Below are 14896 nucleotides of genomic sequence, written 5' to 3'. Positions count from 1 at the left end.
GTAAGCACAGCGTCATGCGGCTGGTGGCTTGCGGCTAGGCGGACATCGCCATGCCGGCCGTGCCGGCCTCAGCCGCGGCAAGCGCGGCGAAGAGTTCGGCCACCTGGATCGGCTTGCCGACATGTCCGTCCATCCCGGCCTCGCGGCATCGCAGGACCTGCTCCGGCTGTACATTGGCTGTCAGCGCGATGATCGGAGTCCGTCCGACCGTCCCACCCATCGCCCGGATCGTCCGCGTGGCGTCCAGCCCGTCCATGACCGGCATGTGCACATCCATCAGGATCAGGTCATAGGCACCGGCCCGGGCCGCCTCGACGGCCTCCGCGCCATTCTCCACCGTCTCCAGCGCCAGGCCGAAGCTGCCGAGGATCGCCGTGACCAGCTCGCGGTTCGGTGCCGCGTCGTCGGCCATCAGGACCCGCAAGCCTGCGCTGACGGTCAGTTCCCCGGCCTCCGCCGCGTCGGCCCCCGCCGCCGCCTCCCTGAGCGGTGCCTCGAACCAGAAGGTCGAGCCCTTCCCGGGCTCACTTTCGACGCCGATCTCGCCGCCCATCATCTCGATCAGCCGCTGCGAAATGGCCAGGCCCAGTCCGGTTCCGCCGTAAACCCGCGTGGTCGAGGCGTCGGCCTGGGTGAAGCGATCAAACAGGGCGTCGACCTTGTCCGGCGCGACGCCGATGCCGCTGTCCGTCACCGCGACGCGCAGCCGCCCGCCGCTCATGGTCATCGACAGCCGCACGGAACCGGCGGCCGTGAACTTCACGGCGTTGGACAGGAAGTTGAGGGTCACCTGCCGCAACCGCCCCTCGTCCCCCATCAGGGTCGCGGGCAGGTCGGCGTGGATCGCGGTCTCGAGCGTCAGGCCCTTCGCCAGGCACTGGTTCTCGATGATCGAGATCGCGCCCTCGGCCATGGCGCGTGGATCGAACGCCTGCGGGTCAAGGTCGACCGCCTCGGCCTCCAGCTTGGAGTAGTCGAGAATGTCGTTGATGACGCTCAGCAGGGCCTCGCTGGCGGTGGCGATCCGGTCGGCGTAGCGCCGCTCGGCCTCGGGCAGGTTCGCGCTGGCCTGCAGCAGGCCCGAGAAGCCGATGACGCTGGTCAGCGGCGTCCGCAGTTCGTGGCTCATATTGGCCAGGAATTCCGACTTCGTCAGGGCTCCGGCCTCCGCGACGTCGCGCGCCGCGATCAGCTGGTCTTCCAGCGCCTTGGTGGCGGTGATGTCGCGGACGACATCCTGGAATTCGACCACCCGGCCATCCTCATCCCGGATCAGCGACGTGCGCGCCTCGAACCAGCGCTGCTCGCCCAGATACGCGGTGCCGCGATAGCGGAAGCCCTCGATCGGTATCCCGGCCGGCGTCTTGACCATGGCTCTGAACCGTTCGGTCAGGGCAGGCACGTCCTCCGGCACAATGAGGGTCGTCACCGGCCGACCGACCAGTGCCTCCGCTGCCACACCCGTCGCCGCCTCGATGGACGGGGAGATATAGCGGATGCGGCCGTCCACCCCGTAGGTGACGATGATGTCGCTCGCCCGGTCCGCCAGCAGTCGATACCGCGCCTCGCTGGCCGCGACCCGGTCGTGGTTGCGGATGCTTTCGGTCACGTCCTGGAAGACGCCGAAGAGGGCGACGGTCGCACCCGTTTCGTCGCATTCCGGGCGACACTGGGAGGATACAATCCGCGTTTCTCCGTCCTCCCGCATAAGGCGAAGCTGGAACCCTCCACCGATCCCGGTTTCGATCGCCTGCCGGCAGCAGTCCGCCACGGTCTGGCGATCGTCCGGATGGTAGCAACTGACCGCGTCGTCAAAACTCGGATCGAAGCTGTCCCGGCTCTTGCCGTGGATGCGGTAGACCTCGTCTGACCAGGTGACCGCACCAGTTGCCACATCAAGCCGCCAGCTGCCGACGCCGCCCAGCTCTTCCGCCATGCTCAGGGTCTCGACCAGTTCGGCCTGCACCCGTTCGGCCTCCTTGCGGGTCGTGATGTCCCGAACATGGTCGTGGAACTCGAGCAGATCGCCATTGAGGTCGAAAACCGGTCGCGGCGACGCCTCGAGCCACACGACCGAACCGTCCTGTTTGAGAGCCCTGTATTCGAAGCGCAGCGGCTTTGCGCCGGGGCTGGCCACCATACAGGACGCAAAACTGGCCCGGACTTGCGGGAAGTCATCGGGGTGGATGAACTCGCTACAATTCCGGCCGATGAGTTCACCCGGTGTCCGGCCCATCACAGTTTCCACCGACGGCGAAAGGTAGCGGAACGTCCCGTCCGGGCCATAGCGGGCAATGACGTCCGTCGCGGTCTCGCTCATCACCCGGAACAGGGATTCGCTGCGTTCCAGCCGCGCCTTGGCCTGGATCGCCTGGGTCACATCCTGGAACACACCGAACAGGGCAACGATCCGCCCCTGGTCATCCTGCTCCGTCCCCGCCTGGGTGACGACAAGGCGCTCTTCGAGATCCGGGGTCCTGAGGCGCAGCTCGAAATCATAGCCCTCGCCGGTCGCCAGGGCCCGCGACACGGCTTCCGCCAGCCGCTGCGCATCGTCGGGATGATAGGACGCGAGGACGAGGTCGCAGTTGGGATCGACCTCCTGCGGCTCATAGCCGTGGATCCTGTAGACCTCGTCCGACCAGCTTACCTCGCCGGTTCTAACATCATATCGCCAGTTGCCGATGCCTGACATCTGCTCCGCCAGGCGCAGAAGCTTCAACTGCTCTGACTGAACCTGCTGGGCGGTCGTCTGGTCGAACATTCTTCCGGCGATGGTGGCGACCTGGTCGAGCGTGACCCATTCAGAGGCCGCAAGGGCCGGCCGCGGCCGCGAATCCATGATGCCGACCGCACCCACAGGCTCACCCTTTCGGGTGCTGACCGTGGAGCCCGCAAAGAACCGAAGGAACGGCGCTCCCACGACCATCGGATGATCCTTCAGGACCGGATGAAGGGTCATGTCCTCGATGATCAGCCGGGAGCCCGCTACCATCCCGACCAGAAGATTGCTGACGCTGAGGTCCCGCGGCACACAGCTCTCGCCCACGCTGACCTCGGAACGAAACACCGCAAGATCGCCGTGGACGAAGGAAACGAGACTGAACGGGACCCCGAACTGGCTGCACAGCAGGGCGGTCAGGTGGTCGAACGGGGTATCGAGTCCCAGGCTGTCCTGATGCTGCACCGTCGCCACCCCGTCCTGCCTAGCGGTGCAGAAGGCCACAGGCTGACGAATTAATGGTTACCGGCGAACGGTGATCACCCGCCCCGCTCCAGATCCCACTCCGGTGCCTCGAAATCCAGCGCGTCCTCCGGCTCCTTGAGCGCCAGCTCCGATACCGTCTGCCCACGCACCGAAACGCCCGCGGCGTGCACGCTCTCCGGATCGCCCGAGATCAGCGGATGCCAGTCGGCCAGTCCCCGTCCCTCATGGATCCGGCGATAGCCGCACGACTTCGGCATCCAGCCCAGCTGTTCGATATTCCACGGTGTCAGCTTGATGCAGTCCGGCACCTGTGCGCGCCGGTTGTCGTAGTCGATACAGGTGCAGCGATCGCTGTCGAACAGCTTGCAGTGAACCCGCGTCGGAACGACCTTGCCCGTATCCTCGTCCTCGAACCGGACAAGGCAGCACAGGCCACAGCCGTCGCACAGGCTCTCCCACTCCTCGCGAGTCATCTGTTCCAGTCGCTTGGTTTGCCAGAAGGGCCGATCATCCATCGGCGGCCTCTTACGCGGAACCTCGTGGACTGTCTCCGCCCTTCGGCGGCCTCAGGTCGCTGCCGGCGCCGGCGGAGTGACCGGCACCGGTGCCACGGCGTCCACCCTCTGCCAGATATTCAGCCGGTTGGCCGGCGGCGCATCGCCCCGGCTCGGCCTCAGCCGCTCGCGCGAACACTCCGCCTTCACCCGGTCCAGCAGGGGTCCCCAGAACTCCGGCCTCTGGTCGGAGGTCTTCCGCGCCGAACGGCCCGTCAACCGGTCCCCGAGCCGCGCCACCGGTCCGTCATCCCGCGTCCGGCGCAGGTTCGCGACCGAGCCCATCATCGCCTTGCGCAGGGCGTAGTTGCAGCCGCCCAGCCGCTGCATCCGCTCGCTGACCACGAAATATTCCTCGCCCGACAGGCAACGCAGCTCCTGATCCTGGGCACGCGCCGCCGATTCCGTCCGGGCCTCGCCCTCGTCGATCCCGGTTCGGCTCCGTGCCCTCGCCGCCATCCGGTCCGGTGCCCCGGCGTCATAGCTGCCCAGCGCCGACTGCAGGCACAGGTCGATCCGGTTCGACGCCGCCATCGCCCCGTCCATATAGGACACCAGATCGCGCAGCTCCGGCGCGGCCGTATTGTCGGCCGGCAGCATCAGGTCCTTCAGATCGGAATAGGTGGTCTGGTAGTCGCTCCAGACCAGGGTGAAGTCATCGTACCGCGTCTGGGCCGCTTCCTGCGATCCGCCGCGCAGCATGGCGTTGGCGACGCGGCGGCTGTTGACGTCGAACAGGTCGGACTGGCGGCGATAGGCGTCAATATGCGGCGCGATCTGCACCAGCATGTCCGCCGCCGCCGCGACCTCGCCCGAGGGCCGCGAGATCGTGTCATAGGCCAGGGTGCCGGCCACCGGCGTCAGCGCCAGAACGATCCCGCCCAGCAGCTCGCCCCAGCCGAAGCCCCGCTTCCGGCGCACGACCGGTCCGGCATCCTGACCCTGGTCACTCATCCTCATCCCCCCGGACGTTCAGCCTTAACCTAACGCCGTTCCGCTTGCCGCCGCCGCAAATCCCTCGACACGCGAAGGCCGCAGCCGGTGGCCACAAGGCCCCGCACCGCCTATATGGCCGCCTTCGACCGCGCAGCCTCCCCGCTGTGCGGCGTATCCAGGGTTCGCATGGCTCCCCGTCCTCCTCTCGTCGCCCTCAAGAACGTCCGTCTCCAGGACGGCCAGCGCCCGCTGTTCGACGGGGTCGACATCGCGGTCGAGCCGCGCACGCGCGCCGCCCTCGTCGGCCGCAACGGGGCCGGCAAGTCGACCCTGATGAAGATGGTCATGGGCCTGATCGAGCCCGACGCCGGCGACCGCTCAATGCAGGCCGGCACCCGCTTCGCCTATGTCGCCCAGGAACCCGTCATCACCGGCGAGACCCTGCTGGACTACGCCGCCTCCGAAGGGGCCGAGCGCTGGACCGCAGAGGCCTGGCTGGCCACCTTCGGTCTCGACCCCCAAAAGGCCGCAGTGAACCTGTCGGGCGGTGAAATCCGCCGCGCCGCCCTCGCCAAGGCCTTCGCCGAAGAGCCGGACCTGCTGCTGCTCGACGAGCCGACCAACCACCTCGACATCCTGGCCATCGAACTGCTGGAGGATGAACTCCTCCAGGCCCGGTTCTCCGTGCTGGTCGTCAGCCACGACCGCGCCTTCCTCAACCGCGTCACCCAGTCCTGTCACTGGCTGGAAGGCCGCCGCGTCCGCACCCTCAACAAGGGCTTCGCCGCCTTCGACGAATGGGCCGACAAGGTCATGGAGGAAGAGGCCGAGTCCCTGCGCCGCCTGAACAAGGCGATCGAGCGCGAGACCTATACCTTCTACCGCTCCATCACCGCCCAGCGTACCCGCAACGAAGGCCGCGCCCGCGCCCTCAACGCCATGCGCGAGGACCGCGCCGAACGGGTCAAGGACATCCCCCGCGAACTCAATCTCGGCGTCGATTCCGGCGGCCTGTCGGGCAAGCTGGTGGCCGAGCTCAAGGGCGTGACCAAGGGCTTCGGCGAGCGCACCGTCATCAAGCCGTTCAGCACCCGTGTCATCCGCGGCGACCGGCTGGCCATCGTCGGCCCGAACGGCGCGGGCAAGACCACCCTGGTCAAGATCCTGCTCGGCAAGCTCAAGCCCGACGAGGGCACGGTCCGCCTCGGTGCCAATCTGGAGCCCGTCTATCTCGACCAGTCCCGCGAAGGTCTGCGCAGCGACATGACCCTGTGGGACGCCCTGACCCCCGGCGGCGGCGACAGCGTCCTGGTGCGCGGCGTGTCCAAACACGTCGCCGCCTATGCCAAGGACTTCCTGTTCCAGGAGGGCCAGCTGCGCCAGCCGATCTCGACCCTGTCCGGCGGCGAGCGCAACCGCCTGCTGCTGGCCCGCGCCCTGGCCAAGCCCGCCAACATGCTGGTCCTCGACGAACCGACCAACGACCTCGACATGGACACGCTCGACAAGCTGGAAGAGCTGCTCGAGACCTATGACGGCACCTTGATCCTGGTCAGCCACGACCGCGACTTCGTCGACCGTCTGGCCACCTCGACCATCGCCATGAACGGCCGCGGCGACATCGTCGAGACCCCCGGCGGCTGGACCGACTTCATCCGCCAGAACCCCGGCTTCCTCCAGCCCGGCGCCAACCCCCGCCCGCAGGACAAGGACGCCGCCCAGCGTGCGGCGGCAGCGCCCGCCCCGGCCTCGATCGCGCCGGCCGCCCCGAAGAAACCCGGCAAACTCACCTTCAAGGACGCCCACCGCCTGAAGGAGCTGGAGGGCCTGCTCGCCAGCCTCCCGGACGACATCGCCCGGCACGACGCGACCCTGTCCGACCCCGACCTCTACGCCCGCGACCGCAAGGCCTTCGACCGCGCCACCGCCAACGCCGACCGCGCCCGCACCCTGCTGGCGGCGGCGGAGGAGGAATGGCTGGAGCTGGAAGCGAAGCGCGAGGCCCTCGCCAACGTCTGATCGCGGCGTCGCGACGCCCAAAACGGCCCTTCTGACCGAATTTCCGGCCGATTTCGCGAGCCTGTGCAGAAGTCCCAAGACGTTCGAAGAGCGAAGAAAATTCGAAAATCGTCACAAGAAGTCCGCCCTCCTGCACGATTTATCCCCCGGACCATCCACAACCGCTCATTCCGGACCGCTTGCCACATCTGCGGATCGGAGCGAGCTTGATCAGGCCGAGGGACACGGCGGCGCGGAAAACCGGGGAGACCCGGGGATCAAAGCGGACCGGCCCGGCTCTCTGATCGAACGCACCGGGGGGTTTCGACCTTAACGGACGGGAGACAGGATCAAGGCCCAAGGGACCCTTCGAAGGCTTCGGCCGGAGAAGACCGGAGGGAACCGGATCGGGATCGATGGACGGCGCGGGGCTCGACCTCGTGGAACGCCGGAGACCAGGAGCGCGACAGGATACAGCTGACCATCACCGGGGTTCGCCTCGCTGATGCCGAAGCCAGGGCCCTGAACCTCAATGGCCAAGTCCAACCCGGACTTGGCGAGGGGACGAGGAAAACCGGTTCGCCGGGGATCTTCGTCCCCTCGCTCAATTCCGGGCTCCGGATCGCCGTCGACAGGCGCCTTTCCTTCCGGCCCGCCGGCCCTTAGCGTCCGGGCATGCCGTCGCCCGAAACCCCCGTCTTTTCCGCTGATCGTCGCGTCCTGCTGGCGGGCGTCGGTGCCCTGCTGATCGCCGGGTCCGCGCGCGGTGCGGCGGCGCAGGATCCTGCAGCCGCGACGCGCGCCGTGATCGCGGCCCTGCAGCCCCTGGCCATGCGCGCGGTGGTTCTGGAGCAGGCAGACCGGCCCACAGTGTGCCGGCTCGGGGGCGCTCCGCGCCTGCCTGCGTCGACCGCCTGGCCCGACCGGAAGGGCCGACCGCTGTCCTTCATCGCCGAACTGGATCTGACCGCCCTGCGCGCGGTCGGCGGCCCGGACTGGTTGCCGGCATCGGGCGTCCTCCACCTGTTCTTTGACGTCGAGGAGGAACCCTGGGGTTTTGATCCGGCCGACCACGACGGCTGGAAGGTCATCATGACCGATGCTCCCGCCCCCCGGCCCCTGCCGCATCCGCCGGGCCTGTCCGGCGACCGGGTCTTCGCGCCCGTCCCACTCGCTGGCCGGAGCACCCTGACCTATCCGACCACCGAACGCCTGGACCTGACCCCGGAGGTTGGCCGGACGTTCGAGTTCGAGCCGGTGCACGCCTTCATGGACGCCGGGCTGGGCGACGGTCCGCGGCATCAGGTCGGCGGCTTTCCCAGCCCCATCCAGGGGGACGGCATGGAGCTCGAGGCGCAACTGGCCTCGAACGGCATCTATATGGGCGGGCCGGACAGCTACACAGACGCGCGGATCGCCGCGCTCGAGCCCGGCGCGGCCGACTGGCGGCTGCTGCTGCAGATCGACAGTGACGATGCGGCCGGACTCATGTGGGGCGACACGGGGACCCTCTATGTCTGGGTCCGGGAACAGGACGCGCGCATGGGCGACTTCAGCCGCGTCTGGATGATCGTCCAGTCCGCATGAGGCGCATCTCTTCCCTTCCCTTCGCCTGAGCCGTACATCACGGCCATGACCTTGCGTGGGAATCGCCGTTTCTCGACCGACCGCCGCGCCTTGCTGGCCGGTGCCGGCGCGCTCGCGGCCACAGCGGCGCTCGCCGGCTGCCAGGGCTCCGAGGCCCCTGTCGACGAAGAGGGCCGCGTTCGCCTGCGCTTCGCCACCGACTGGCGCGCCCAGGCCGAGCACGGCGGCTTCTACCAGGCACTGGCTTCGGGGGCCTATACGAAGCGCGGCCTGAACGTCGAGATCATCCAGGGCGGCCCGAGCGTGAACGTGCCGCAGCTGCTGGCCTCCGGGGCCGTTGAGCTGGGCATGGGCTCCAACAGCTTCATCCCGATGAATCTGGTCGCCGAGGGTGCCCCGGTGAAGGCCGTCGCCGCCTTCTTCCAGAAGGACCCCCAGGTCCTCATCGCTCATCCGGACCCGGCGCTGGAGACCATCGCCGACCTCGCCGGCCGCCCCATGCTGCTGGCCACCGCCTCGCGCGACGCCTTCTGGGTCTGGCTCAAGGCCAAATACGGCTTCACCGACGATCAGGTCCGGACCTACAATTTCAACCCCGCGCCCTTCCTCGCCGACGAGCGGGCGGTGCAGCAGGGCTATCTGACCTCGGAGCCCTACAGCATTGAACAGGCTGCGGGTTTCGCGCCCAGGGTCTTCCTGCTGGCCGACGAGGGCTATCCCTCCTACGCCGCCATGGTCCTGGCCCCCAACGCCTTCGCCCGCGACAACGCCGCCGCCCTGCGCAGCTTCATCGCCGCTTCGGCCGAGGGCTGGCGCGACTACATCCAGGGCGACGGCAAGGCCGCTGACGCCCTGATCCGCAAGGCCAATCCGGAGATGACCCAGGCCATCCTCGACCAGGCCCGCGCCCGGCTGAAGGCCAACGGCATCGTCGATGGCGGCGACGCCGCCCTCTACGGTCTCGGCGCCATGACCGCCGAACGCTGGCAGGCCTTCTTCGACGTCACCTCCCAGGCCGGGGTCTATCCGACCAATCTGGACTGGCGGCAGGCCTTCACCACCCAGTACCTGCCCGGCCGTGGCCGGAGCTGACGCCGCGGCGTCGCTGGACGGCGTCCTCGTCCGCTATCCCGGCCGTGCGCCGCTCGGCCCCGTCGACCTGACCGTCGCCCCCGGCGAGATCGTTGCCGTCGTCGGCGCATCCGGGGCCGGCAAATCTACCCTCCTGCGCCTGCTGGCCGGGCTGGAGCCGCCGTCCGAAGGCACCGTCCAGCGGGCCGACGGCCGTACCGGCTTCGTCTTCCAGTCCGCCACCCTGATGCCCTGGGCCGACGCCCTCGCCAACGTCGCCCTGCCGCTGGAACTGGCCGGCATGGCGCGCGCCGACGCCCGCGCCCGCGCCGCCGAAGCCCTGACCGCCGTCGGTCTCAGCGACCGGCTCGACGCCCGTCCGCGCCAGTTGTCCGGCGGCATGGCCATGCGCGTCGCCCTCGCCCGCGCCCTCGTCACCGAACCGGACCTTCTGCTCCTCGACGAGCCCTTCGCCGCCCTCGACAGCGTCACCCGCCGCCGGCTGATCGAGGACCTGCATCGCCTCTGGTCCGCCCGCACCCCGAGCCCGGCCATCGTCTTCGTTACCCATGACGTCGAGGAGGCCGTCTATCTGGCTGGCCGCGCCGTGGTCCTGGACGGCGCGACCGGGCGGGTCGCGGCGACCCTCGACTCGCCCGGTGCCTTGCCGCGGCCCGACGGTTGGCGCTCGGCCGCCGAATACCGGTCCGCCGTCGAAGCCCTTGCCCGGGCCCTCGAGACCGCCATGCCCGGGGCGGAGGTGCCGGCATGATGCGCATCCTCCCGTCCCTGCTGCTCACGCTCCTGCTTCTGGCGGTCTGGGAGGTCGCCTGCCGCGCCCTGCACGTCCCGCCCTATTTCCTGCCGCCGCCCAGCGCCGTGGCCGCCGCCCTGGTCGACCGCGCCCCGCTCCTTGCCGCCTCCGCCGCCGCGACCTTCTGGATGGCCCTGCAGGCGCTGGTCGTCGCCGCCCTGCTCGGCGGCGGTCTGGCGCTCGCCGTCTCGCTCAGCCGCCCGGCGGAGCAGGCGGTCCGCCCGCTCGCCGTCGCCCTGCAGGTCACGCCGGTGGTGGCCATCGCCCCGCTGGTGATGATCTGGGCCGGACTGGACAATGCCGACCGGGCCGTGGTCGCGCTCGCGGCGGCCGTCGCCTTCTTCCCCCTGTTTTCGGGCGTCCTGACGGGACTCAAGTCCGCCGATCCCGACCTCGAGCGGCTGTTCGACCTCTACGGTGCCTCGCCCGTTCAGCGGCTGGTCCGGCTGCGCCTGCCCTCGGCCCTGCCTTTCGTGCTCGAGGGTCTGCGGGTCGCGGCAGGGCTCGCCGTGATCGGTGCCGTGGTGGCGGAGTTCGTCTCCGGCTCGGGCGCAACGCAGGGACTGGCCTGGCGATTGCTCGAAGCCGGCAACCGGCTGCGCACGGCCGACATGCTGGCCGCCCTCGCCTGCCTGATGTTCATGGGCCTGCTGCTCAACGCCGCCGTCAGCGTGCTGGATCGGGCTGTGCGCCGCCGCCTGTCCTGAATCCAATGGGCCCGCGTTAGCAGCAGGTTAAGCGACCTGTGACTAGCGTGGGGCTCCATTCCCCCGTCCGGAGACGCCCTCTTGCGCCGCTCCCCGATCCTGAAGACCGCCCTGCTCGCCGCCGCGGGCCTGGTGCTGTCCGCCGGCGGGGCCGCGGCCCAGAGTGCGGACGTACCCGCCGGCGAGGCCCGCGGCCTGCGCTATCTGTCATGGCCGGGGCGCAGCGAGGCCGCCCCCGCGGCGGCCGCCGCCGGTCCTGCTGCGGTAGCAAGACGCGACCTCCGACGCCCCAACACCGTCATTCCGCACGGCGGTTTCGCCTCGACCCCGCCTGCGCCGTCGCGGCCGGGGCTCACACCCGCGCCCGGCGCGCGCCGGACCCTGACCCCGGCCAACGCCTGGATGCAGCCCGCCGCACCGGCTCCCGGGCCCGCACCGGCGGAGCCCGCGAGGGTCGCTCCTGCCGCGCCGCGCCCCGCGCCCACGCCGGCTCCGGCACCTCCGCCCCAGCCCCGTGCGACGCCCGACTATCTGCCGGATCCCGGTGGTCGCGGTCAGGCGGTGCCGGCCGAGGTGATCTATACGCCGGCACCGGCCCAGCCTGCTCCGATCGAGAGCGGCCCGTTCGATCCCATGGCCCCGCGACGCGACGCGCCGATCTTCCGCATGCAGCGGGACGCGCCCGCCGCGCCGCCTGCTGCCCAGCCCGTCCTCGAGCCTGCCGCCGCTACGCCCGGTGCGACGCCGCAGCCGCGCCGCGTGGCCGAAGTCAGCAACAGCGGCGAACGCCCGCCGGTTCAGGGCGGCCGCTATTACTCGGTCCACCGCCAGAACGGCCGACAGCCGGACGCGCTTGAGATGCCTGCGCCGAACTATGTCGATGCCCTGGTCGTCAGCATGCCCGAGACCATAGCCTCCCAGGACCTCGCTGCGCCCGAACAGGGGCCGACGCTGATCCGCGACGCCCAGGGCCGGGTGCGTCCCGCGCCCGCCGCCTCCGACGGGGACCACCAGTGACGACCGCGTCTTCTCCTTCCCGCCTGCCCGAACTGATCGCCATGGCCGAGGAGGGGTCGAGCGAGAAGCGGCGGGCCCTGCTGCGTGAACTGACCGACCGCTTCTTCGGCGCCGCCACCCACAGCGCTGCGGAGGACACGCTCTACGGATCCGTCCTGTCCAGCCTGGCCGCGGACATGGAAACCGCCGTCCGCGCCGAACTCTCCGCCCGTTTCGCCACGGCGCCGAACGCGCCCCATGCCCTGATCCACAAACTGGCCAATGACGAGGCCGCGGTCGCGAAGGCCGTCCTGACCACCTCTCCGGTCCTGACCGACGAGGACCTGCTGGGCGTCGTTCGCAAGCATGGCCAGGACCACCTGCGCGCCGTTTCGGCCCGCCCCTCGGTGTCCGAAGCCGTGGCCGACGTCATTGTCGAGCGCGGCGATGACGAGACCCTCGGAACCCTGCTGCGCAACGACGGCGCCCAGCTGTCGCGCAAATCGTCCGAGGCCGCCGTCGAGCGGGCGCGGGTCAATCCCGCGCTGCATGAGGCCACGGTCTCGCGGACCAGCCTCCCGGCCGACCTGCTCAACGAGATGTATTTCGTGGTCGAGGCCCGGCTCCGGACGCGGATCCTCGAACAGAACGCCCGCATGGACCCGGCCCTGCTGGAGAGCGCCCTGGCCGCCGGCCGGGCCCGCATCGCCACCGACGACGGTGCCCTGCCCGCCGACTACGCCGAATGCTCGGCCTATGTGGAAGAACTCAAGGCAGCGGGTCAGCTGACACCGCAGATGCTGGCCCGCTTCCTGCGGTCGGGCGGCACGACCTCGTTCCTGATCGCCCTGGCCCAGTTGTCGGACATCGATTTCCACACCGCCCGCCAGATCGTCGAGCGCCGCGAACTCGACGCCCTGGCGGTGGTCTGCAAGTCCGCCGACCTCGATCGCGCCCTGTTCCTGACCTATGCGGTCGTCCTGCTGAACGACGACGGCGACGCCATGGCCAAGGCCCATTCCTACGCCCGGATGTACGCCGAGCTGAGCCGCGACGCCGCGCTCAGGACCCTGCGCTTCTGGCGTATGCGCCGCGGGGCCGTCGCGGCCTGACCCAATACAGCAAAACGCCCGCCCCCATGACTGGAGGCGGGCGCTTCTGCCGAACAGAACGTCCGGATTACTTCTTGGCGCGGCCGCCGGCGGCGCGGGCGGGTTTGCGGCCGCCCTGGCCGAGGCCCATCTGCTTGGCGAGGTCCGAACGCGCCTTGGCGTAGTTCGGGGCGACCATCGGATAGTCTTTCGCCAGACCCCATTTGGCCCGGTATTCCTCGGGGCTCATATTGTATTTGGTGCGCAGGTGGCGCTTCAGCGATTTGAACTTGCGGCCGTCTTCCAGGCAGATCAGGAAATCGGGCGTGATCGACTTGCGAACCGGCACGGCCGGGTCCTTGACCTCGGGCTCCGGCTCGACAGCGCCGGTCGAGACCTGGGTCAGGGCGGCATGGATGCTGGAGATCAGGCCCGGAACTTCGGACGCCTGCACATTGTTGTTGCCGACATAAGCCGAAACGATGTCCGCAGTCATCTCGAGAAGTTGAGCATTGTCTTCCATGGGCCAGCCTCACCTTAGCTTGTTTGTTTTTCGACTGAATCAGTCCGTAGCGTGATCAATAGATTTGTTCCACAGTGAAAGCAACTGCGGGTTCCATGCTCGCAGCACGGCCCTGAAGTGTTTCAAACTGCGAAATATTCGCCGTCTTCGGTCAGGCGGGGCGGCGCTTAGCGGCCGAAATTGTCCGCGAGCGCGAGCATGGCCGCGCGTTCCGGAGCCGAGTAGTTGTCCAGCCCTTCTTCTTCGCCGTCGCGAATGGCCTTCAGAAGAGCGGGCGTGAGAGCTGAAGACAACGACCAGTTCCAGTAACGCAGCACCGTCTGCGCCCGGTCGACCGCCAGCATGTCATAGGTGATCTGCACCCGGTCCCAGGCAGGATGTACGGCACCGTCGGCCGTTGTCTCGGGTCGACGCATCGAACGCCACAGATTGGTCAGGTCAGCCTTGCCCAGCCCCGTCGCCTTGCACAGGATGGCCAGCGGCTCGCCCCCGGGATCGCCCATGATCTTGGCCCCGGTCACCGGCTTCACCCCGGACAGATAGGCGATCTCGGTCGCCACCTCGCGGTTCAGCCCCTTTTGCGCCGCCGCCGCCACCGCCTGTTCCAGCCCGCCGTAGGGGCTCCGGGCGATCGCGGCCCGATTACGCTGGCGACGCTCAATGAACTGCAGCGCCTTGCGCGACACCGGGTCCTGCCAGTTCTCAGCCGCGGCCATGGGGAAGACGTCTTCCGACACCTCCTGCATGACTTCGCGCGACACGGCGAACCGCTGCAGGATCGTCCGGCGATCCTCCGCCCCGCTCCACCAGAACATCACATAGGCACCCGACGGCCTGAGCTCCGGCCGCTTCAGGACCGGACCGCACAGCTGCGTCTCCTGGCGGCTCAGGCTGACGACGCACTCGATCGCCGTCTGACTCAGTCGGGCCGTGCTGTTGCGAAGAACCGCCTCAATCACCTGGCTCTCGCCGAAGCCCAGCAACGTCTCCGTCACCACCTCGGACAGCGCGCGACGGCTGGCCATCAGGAAGCGGTGCGCCGTCGTCGCGTCACGGGCGCAGGCGACCAGATCGGCGTCCGACAGGGAGGCGCATTGTTCGATCAGCAGCCCCGCGATCTCCGGATCGTCGCGAAGCAGCATCCGCGCCAGGGCGTTGGGCAATTCGGCCAGGGGCGCGAGACGGGTGGCCACCCGACGACGGTCCTCCGGCGCGGCCAGCCGGAGCATCTCGACCAGCAAATCGCCCGTAACGGCGCGCTCGAACGCGTTGATCCGGCTGGCCGGCAGGGACACGACATCCGCCAGGCGTTTCAGCAACGCATGACGCGCGCGGAAGACGCCTTCCGGGGCGGTCTCCTCAGGGCTGGTCGCGGTCTCGGACATATCCCGCGAATCCTAGGACCGCGTGG

At 69.1% G+C, this 14896-nt stretch carries 12 protein-coding genes; 7 read left to right on the top strand and 5 right to left on the bottom strand.

The window, feature by feature from the left end; all coding sequences use genetic code 11:
- Positions 1 to 34: 34 nt before the first annotated feature.
- From KB221_04495 to KB221_04485, 3 genes are read right to left on the bottom strand one after another with little or no spacing between them, the layout of a single operon-like run.
- A complete protein-coding gene (locus KB221_04495; protein WIY70292.1) occupies positions 35 to 3226 on the bottom strand; it encodes a PAS domain-containing protein in 3192 nt (1063 codons plus the stop codon).
- 35 nt (positions 3227 to 3261) lie between these two features.
- Positions 3262 to 3723: a YcgN family cysteine cluster protein gene (locus KB221_04490; GenBank protein WIY70291.1), complete on the bottom strand. Its 462-nt coding sequence runs from the start codon at positions 3721 to 3723 to the stop codon at positions 3262 to 3264.
- Between the two features lie 51 nt (positions 3724 to 3774).
- Positions 3775 to 4716 (bottom strand): hypothetical protein, encoded by a 942-nt coding sequence (locus KB221_04485; GenBank protein WIY70290.1) that lies wholly within the window; start codon positions 4714 to 4716, stop codon positions 3775 to 3777.
- A 168-nt stretch (positions 4717 to 4884) separates the two neighbouring features.
- Between KB221_04485 and KB221_04480 the strand changes: the two genes are divergently transcribed.
- The 7 genes from KB221_04480 to KB221_04450 all read left to right on the top strand — a co-directional run bounded on the left by KB221_04480 (position 4885) and on the right by KB221_04450 (position 12983).
- On the top strand, positions 4885 to 6717 hold the full coding sequence (locus KB221_04480; protein WIY70289.1) for an ABC-F family ATP-binding cassette domain-containing protein: 1833 nt from the start codon (positions 4885 to 4887) through the stop codon (positions 6715 to 6717).
- 654 nt (positions 6718 to 7371) lie between these two features.
- On the top strand, positions 7372 to 8283 hold the full coding sequence (locus KB221_04475; protein ID WIY70288.1) for a YwqG family protein: 912 nt from the start codon (positions 7372 to 7374) through the stop codon (positions 8281 to 8283).
- A gap of 45 nt (positions 8284 to 8328) precedes the next feature.
- A complete protein-coding gene (locus KB221_04470) occupies positions 8329 to 9375 on the top strand; it encodes an ABC transporter substrate-binding protein (GenBank protein WIY70287.1) in 1047 nt (348 codons plus the stop codon).
- Positions 9362 to 10126: an ATP-binding cassette domain-containing protein gene (locus KB221_04465; protein WIY70286.1), complete on the top strand. Its 765-nt coding sequence runs from the start codon at positions 9362 to 9364 to the stop codon at positions 10124 to 10126. Before KB221_04470 ends, KB221_04465 begins: the two co-directional genes overlap by 14 nt.
- Complete coding sequence (locus tag KB221_04460) at positions 10123 to 10875, top strand: ABC transporter permease (GenBank protein WIY70285.1); 753 nt, start codon at positions 10123 to 10125, stop codon at positions 10873 to 10875. Before KB221_04465 ends, KB221_04460 begins: the two co-directional genes overlap by 4 nt.
- 81 nt (positions 10876 to 10956) lie before the next feature.
- Positions 10957 to 11892: a hypothetical protein gene (locus KB221_04455; protein WIY70284.1), complete on the top strand. Its 936-nt coding sequence runs from the start codon at positions 10957 to 10959 to the stop codon at positions 11890 to 11892.
- Positions 11893 to 11933: 41 nt separating this feature from the next.
- Positions 11934 to 12983 carry a DUF2336 domain-containing protein gene (locus tag KB221_04450; protein ID WIY70860.1) on the top strand — a complete coding sequence of 350 codons (1050 nt, stop codon included), beginning with the start codon at positions 11934 to 11936 and terminating at the stop codon, positions 12981 to 12983.
- 67 nt (positions 12984 to 13050) lie between these two features.
- On the opposite strand, the gene KB221_04445 is transcribed toward KB221_04450, so the two are convergent.
- Both KB221_04445 and KB221_04440 read right to left on the bottom strand, forming a co-directional pair.
- A complete protein-coding gene (locus KB221_04445) occupies positions 13051 to 13485 on the bottom strand; it encodes a MucR family transcriptional regulator (GenBank protein WIY70283.1) in 435 nt (144 codons plus the stop codon).
- A gap of 167 nt (positions 13486 to 13652) precedes the next feature.
- Positions 13653 to 14870, bottom strand: coding sequence for a DUF2336 domain-containing protein (locus tag KB221_04440; GenBank protein ID WIY70282.1), 1218 nt, complete (start codon positions 14868 to 14870; stop codon positions 13653 to 13655).
- Positions 14871 to 14896: the final 26 nt, after the last annotated feature.

The organism is Aquidulcibacter paucihalophilus (assembly GCA_030285985.1).
Taxonomy (GTDB): Bacteria; Pseudomonadota; Alphaproteobacteria; order Caulobacterales; family Caulobacteraceae; genus Brevundimonas.
The sequence above is the reverse complement of the archived record's forward strand: the minus strand, read 5'-3'. Positions and strand labels throughout refer to the sequence as shown.